The organism is Anaerobiospirillum sp. NML120449 (genome assembly GCF_023051105.1).
Classification (GTDB): Bacteria; Pseudomonadota; Gammaproteobacteria; order Enterobacterales; family Succinivibrionaceae; genus Anaerobiospirillum.
On sequence record NZ_JALKIL010000014.1, the window covers coordinates 91,940 to 98,709 of the forward strand.

The 6,770-nt window shown below is 50.1% G+C and carries 5 protein-coding genes; all 5 read left to right on the plus strand.

Going from position 1 to position 6,770, the window contains the following annotated elements:
• Positions 1-621 precede the first annotated feature (621 nt).
• Positions 622-1,758 carry a hypothetical protein gene (locus tag MXE41_RS06085; RefSeq protein WP_246977744.1) on the plus strand — a complete coding sequence of 379 codons (1,137 nt, stop codon included), beginning with the start codon at positions 622-624 and terminating at the stop codon, positions 1,756-1,758.
• A 294-nt stretch (positions 1,759-2,052) separates the two neighbouring features.
• A complete protein-coding gene (locus MXE41_RS06090) occupies positions 2,053-2,442 on the plus strand; it encodes a DUF4878 domain-containing protein (protein ID WP_247099817.1) in 390 nt (129 codons plus the stop codon).
• A gap of 1,587 nt (positions 2,443-4,029) precedes the next feature.
• Complete coding sequence (locus tag MXE41_RS06095) at positions 4,030-4,494, plus strand: DUF4878 domain-containing protein (protein WP_246977746.1); 465 nt, start codon at positions 4,030-4,032, stop codon at positions 4,492-4,494.
• An 891-nt stretch (positions 4,495-5,385) separates the two neighbouring features.
• On the plus strand, positions 5,386-5,769 hold the full coding sequence (locus MXE41_RS06100) for a DUF4878 domain-containing protein (RefSeq protein WP_247099820.1): 384 nt from the start codon (positions 5,386-5,388) through the stop codon (positions 5,767-5,769).
• Positions 5,770-6,047: 278 nt separating this feature from the next.
• Positions 6,048-6,770 (plus strand): hypothetical protein (locus tag MXE41_RS06105; RefSeq protein WP_247099822.1); only part of this gene is annotated, 723 nt, incomplete at its 3' end.

Genomic DNA, 6,770 nt, shown 5'->3' on the forward strand with positions numbered 1-6,770 from the left:
GGCTTCATGCTGTGATGATGCAGTTTGGATATTGACTTGGAACACCATTTTGGTGCACTCTGAGCTGCATTTTACCGCCTTATGCCCTGGCAGCAGTGCAGGGGGTTGGCCTGTCTATCTAGATTACTGATATCATATCTGCAGTTTTACGGGCCCTCCGTATTCTTATCCCTGACATTTTACAGGCCTTATCGATACTTATTATTTGCACGTATGCAAGCTGCAGTATTAAGTTCACCTGCAAGCTCATCAGCCAGGTTCTGAAAATCGGCACTGCAAATAGCGCCATCTGTTTTGAATATGGCGGTGCTGATAATGACAGACTGACCAGTGCAGGCTGAAGCCGAAGCTAAAGCCAGCCTTGCTGAACATGATGTCTGCTGGTCCGGAAGCTCACTGGGAATGAGCTCAATATGATGCCTCCGAGCCAGTAAGCCCACTGAGAAATGAGCTGAATATGATGCCTTCTAGTCAGTAAGTTCACTGCACAATGAGCTGTGCACTCTGATCAGGCGATAATTTTGATGCGCGCGCCAGAAGGCGCGACAGGTAAACACTATGGCTGCTGCGGTGAGTACAATACGCCAGTCCTGACTGACAACGATCGCAAGGAACAACTCCATGCCAACCAACAATCCATATCCCGATCTGTATGACTTCAATGGTCTTGAGATCATGTATAAGGATGCAGCAAATCAGCTGGTGACCCTGCCTGAGTACTTTAATCGCGACGGCCTGTCATACCTGATTTACATCATCAACGATCTTCGGGATATTAACGAGACCGTGATTCCGGGATGTATTGACGACCTTACTGGCGACTGTACGGTAATGCTTGCCTATGATGCCGCAGGCGATATCATCCGTAACGGCTGGCTGCGCGCCAGTCTGCTCATGCGTCTGTGCTCTCACAGAGGACGTGCCCTAGCCCGTACCTGGAAGCGCCGCCCTATGCTTGATGACTGCGATCTCTTCCCTTTTACCTACGAGCTAACTCTCGACCAGGTAATTCAGCTGCTTGGGCGCAGTGCCGAGTTCTGGGTTGATCAGGGTTGCTGCTTTGAATTTGGCAATGGCTCAGGTCCGGCCATGAGCATCTACATGCCTCAGATCATCCAGTCATATATCGATCCGGCTGACTGCTTTATCGTGCACAACAATACATGGGCTGATCAGGTGGACATGTTCCGCCGCCTGCTGGCCGGCTTTATGGACCGCAGCTTCGCCTTAAGTGGCATGTCCATTCCTATTCGCTATGATCCAGGTACAGAGCCTCTGGGTGAGATTTACATGACTCCTGACATGATCACCAACGAGCTGCTCAATGCCTATGGTCTTGATGAGTCTTTCCTGGCCCGTCCAGATGAGGCCGAGTTTATCTACCAGCACCTGGTCAGCAAGTTCCCGGACAGTTACGAAAACAACTATGTCAGCCTGAACATGATCAAGTACCGTATTGCCAACAAGCTGCTGCTGGTAATGCGTGATGAGGAAGGCAAGATTGAAATGTTTGCTGTTACCAAGCACCGCAGACATTTTGGTTTCGTAGATTATTTCATCCGAATCCCTGACTCCAAACACCGTGGCCTGTGTCCGACCATGACCGAGGTATGCAAGTGCTATGGCCGTATGCGCGGCTGGCGTGTTCTGGGCGTATGCTACCGTGCAGACTCTGAATTTCTGCGTAATCTCTACACCAGCATAGGATTCCGATCTGAGCCACGCTTTAACAGCATTACCTCTTATGTAGGCCACTGATAACCGCCTGCGCCGCTGCAAGCCCCCGAAAGGGGGCTTTTGCTTTGTAAGCGACAGCAACCATTGCCCGCCTGCACTCAGGCCGCATCTCAGCCTGCCCCGACAGCTGGTATCACAGCACACCATGCCTGGCATTACCCGGCCATTGCCTTTCAGATCCTGCCTGCAGAAATCACGTGCTGCAGGAAAAAACGGCCTTTGTATACCCTTATGTACGGCCTGTGGCATAATGCACAACACAACATGCGGGCCTTATCTGAACGTCCCGGCCCTTATCATCAGGAGCTTATTAAAATGATGAAATTCATCCGTAACACCCTGACTGCCGCAGCTCTTGCCCTGGCTCTTACTGCCTGTGGGGAACCAACCCAGCAGGTCTGTGCCACCTACATTGAGGGCATTTACGGAAATGATCCGGCCAAGGTTATGAGCACCTTTAATACTAATGATGCAGCTCCTGAGAAGGTAAGAGAAGTCCATGGCAAGCTCAAGCTCATTCTTGACGAGGGCCAGAAGGAGATTGCAAAACGCGGCGGCATGGACTCCTACGAAATCGTTGATGAAAAGCGTGCCGGCAATGAAGCTCTGGTTACTGTAAAGGTCAAGTTCAAGGATGGCTCTGTTGATGAGCACCAGGTACCTCTTGTCAAGGTCAAAGGCAAGTGGTACGTGACCAACATGTAGCCCGGCCAGGGAGGCAGACGACTTTTGCTTAGCCCGAGCCTTATCGGAGCCTTATCCAGAGCCTCGCTCCCTCATGATTTTATCCAGTCACCAGCTGATATCGCATCTGCGTTATGTGCCTTGCCCGTGACAGCATTGACCCCGGAATAACCGGGGTCTGTCATTTTGGGCAGCGGTGCGTGCCCTGGGTTTTCGCAACCTGTACAGCAGCCAGGCAGCGGTCCCCACGTTCCCCTTGACGCCACAGCAGCCGCGCAACGGCCCCCATGCTCCCTCTGACGTCACAGCAGCCGCGCAACGGTCCCCATGTTCTCCTGACGGCACAGCAGTACATCAGACTTTACAATGAGGATCTTTAAACACTGCTACAAATCAGTCTGCCCTGTCGTTTGCCTTGCTATATCAAAGCATGTAGACCACGGAGGCATTAATGAAGGGCAACGGCGCATGCCGTAATCCTGTGCACAGAAACAGTTCCAGCAGTTGCCCCACTGCATACGGTTGTGCAGACTTATGCATGGCCCTGAGGTGCTCACAATGGCATCATTTGTCGAATATTGCCGGTGTTGCTTTTGCAGTTAGTACTGCCCTGAAAATAAATGGCACAGGGAAGGAAGCTCATGCACAAGTCATGGCTGTTTGATTGACCTTGCCGGGAGCTGTTGGCTGTCAGCTGTCATGTCATCTCAAAGAGTTTTTTCTTTCCAGGTATCAGCTAAGGCAGACAAAATATACTGACATCACCTGAACGGCACAGCCGGAATGGATGGCCTGAGCGGCCATAACTGTGGTTCCGAACAGATTCGGACCATTACATGCTTTTTTTGAATATAATACCGACTCTCTGTCATGTCGTCCTTATTTTCTCAAATTTATGTAACCTAAATTTTCCGTATGCTAAATAATTACCAAAATATATGGTTTTTGTGCTTGATATAAGGAGCTATAGGTTAATAACATACCAAAATCAGGTGATCGTCATAGGTTACATTGTAACCTATGGCCTTATTGGTGATTTGGTAGAAATTAAGCTTTTACCAACTCGTTTTCGCATGTTTTTGCCGATATTTGGTAATATTTTAACCTTTCATTTTTTATTAGGTCTTCTTAGGTTACATTTTTGGGAAAATAAGGTCATGTCGTAGACCAGTCAAACACACAGCTCCTCATTGATGAACCTGAGGATTTATCAAACAGCTTAAGGTCACTTCCTCTGATCACCATTAACCTGAGCGCCATACACTGTTGTGTTCTGGCTTTGTGTCCACTGTTTATCTGATTTCCAATCCCACTTACAGTTAAGCCTGGTACTGCAAATCACTGCCAGCAATATGTCTGACCACAATAGCCTGCATGCCAAACTCACAGGCCATTCGAGCATATTCATCAGCATCAGACATATCGCATCTGTCTTACTGGAGCTGCTTAGCAGATCCAGCTGTATATCGATGCACTTAAGTACAAGAGTGCATAACTGTACCTGAGCTGCTGCACTCGTGTTCGCTGCGGCTGGCTTCGAGCAGGGCTGCAGGACTGTGGATTGCCCTTTTCTTTTTTCATTCTTCGTGTTTAGTTGGAGAACATATCATGTTATCTAAATTCAAAACCCTCTGTGCAGGCCTTATCATGGCTGTTACTGTTGTTGCATGCGGCGGCGGTTCCACCCCTGAAGAGACAGCCAAAAACTACATTGAGGCTGTAGTTGCCTCAGATCTGGAGGCCGTCGTTGCCACAGTTAACATTCCTGATGAGTCCAAGCGTGAAGATATCAAGGGCAAGCTGGGTATGCTCATCGCAAGCTTCCAGGACAAGATTCAGAAGAACGAAGGTTTTGACAAGTACGAGATCAAGGACGTTGTAATCAAGGACAATGAAGCAACTTTAACCGTAATCTCAACCTTCAAGAATGGTGAGACCAATTCTGACGACTTACGTCTTATCAAGGTAGACGGAAAGTGGCTTATCAACCTCAAGCGCAAGTCAAGTGGCCTCTTTGATACCCGTAACTCCGCTCCAATGGAGCCACCAGCACCAGTTGAAGATCCACAGTAATCATTGAGGTCAGCAAGCACAGTAAGAGACGAGCACAAAGCATACATGTGCTCAACCAGAACTCTTACCTCAGCTGACGCACTGATACCTGTTCTGACAGTGCAGTTACCGTCAGAATGAACCGCATCAAGGCAGCCTCTGGCTGCCTTGTCTGTTTTAAACATGCCATTTTGGCGCCATTCATTCCGGACCATCCAAAAAAGCAGCGTTTCTCTGAAATGGCCTCACATCCCTCCCTGAGCTTAACATATGGCTAACCTGTCCAGCAGGTAATAACAGCCCTGGCAATTGGGCTGCTCGTCATGCGCTGTCTCTGGCACAGTCATCATGCGCGTCGCAGCAGAAATCATGGACCTCCGATGTCGCATCCTGCGCACTCGCCTGTAGTAATCATGCACCGCCATGATTTCGCCATCCTGCGCTGTTCTGAAGTCCTGCGTGAAAATGATTATGTATCATGTCTGTTCGGCTCAAGCCTGATTCCTGCCTGCCTTTGCCATTTAGTTTGGCCTGAAGTCTGGCATGCCTGAAGTGTGGCTTTTGCCTGGCATTTGCCACTTTGTGGCCTGTTTATGGGCTGTGACATTACTTTACGTCGGGGCAGATCTCAAAGCTCCAAGTGAAAAAGTCCAAAAACCATTTTATTGGCGTACAATAGTGGCGCAGGACAGGTCCTGAATTTTCTCAGCCCAGGGCACTGCAGTTTTTCGTGCCTCCATTTGACCTGCACCGTCACTTTCTGTCCGTGCAAGCTCTGCAATACGCCTCATGGCTCTGTAAGCATTTACGCTCTACAAGCTCCTGAATAGCAGCGCATCAGCCCCAGCTCAGGACAGACATGCCCGTAGAGGCCTTTATCTTTGTCTTATATCCATAATTGTGGAGACACTCATGCTTAAGAAGCTTTACCTGATTATTGCCAGCCTGATGATGGCCTTTACCTTAACCGGCTGCTTTGGCCCAAGCCCTGAAGATACTGCCAAAGAGTATATGGATGCCATTATTGCTGATGATACTGAACGTGTACTGGCCACCCTCAACCTCTCTGATAACGAGAAGATCGTTGCCAAGGGCAAGTTTGCAGTAATCATGGCCACTGCCAAGAGCAATGCTGAAAGCCACGGCGGTTTTGACGGCTACTCCATTAACGATGTCAAGATTGTCGACAACCAGGCTACCATGAAGATCAAGACCTCCTATAAGGACGGCACTGTAGAGGTGAGCGACATCACCCTGGTCAAGGTAGGAGACAAGTGGCTGGTTGAAGCCAAGTAATCTTCCCCCGGTATCACTCTGGAAAAGCCCCGTAAGCTCTTTGAGCCCGGGGCTTTTTCATGCCCGGAACTCAAGCTCGCTGTATCTGCAGTGTAGGCTTCCTTGACGGTCATCTGAATCTGCCAAAATAGTATACAAATGAGCCAAACATGGTTATGCCCATAGTGGGCCTACCGTAATCCATCGAGGTTCATATGATACACCCCTATGACAAGACCCAGATGCGGCATGCGTTCTGGACTGCCGTCTTCAGTGACTACAGCGCATCCGGCATGAGCATGGCCGAGTATTGCAGAAGCCGCCTGGCAGAATTCATTGCAAGCTCTCATTATGCAGGTCTCTTCAGCCGTACTCCCTCCTACATCACCTTTCTTAAAAGGATTAACAGCATTAGATGCTCCATTACGTGTGCTACAGCTGAGGCTGTGGTCGAAGCCGTAGCCCCTGAGCCAGTTGAGGCAGCTGTCGCCGAGGCTGTGGTCGAAGTCGCAGACTCTGAGCCAGTCGAGGCAGCTGTCGCCGAGGCTGTGGTCGAAGTCGCAGACTCTGAGCCAGTCGAAGCTGTTATCGCCGAGGCTGTGGTCGAAGTCTCAGACTCTGAGCCAGTTGAGGCAGCTGTCGCCGAGGCTGTGGTCGAAGTCTCAGACTCTGAGCCAGTTGAGCCAGCTGTCGCCGAGGCTGTGGTCGAAGTCGCAGACTCTGAGCCAGTCGAGGCAGCTGTCGCCGAGGCTGCGGTCGAGGTCGCAGACTCTGAGCCATTCGAGGCAGTTGTCGCCGAGGCTGTGGTCGAAGCCGCAGCCCCTGAGCTGGACAATGCCGTTGCCGCTGACTCATGGGCGGATGCCACTGCTTCGCTTTCTGCTGTTAACGGCTCTAATGAGGCTGAAGCTCCTGGTCACCTTTCTTACTGTCTCAATAGCCCAGACTGTCAGATTGCAGGCAAGTCAGCCACAGTCACTGCAGAGTCTGTTACCGGGTCTGTATTTTCCATTCACAAAAAG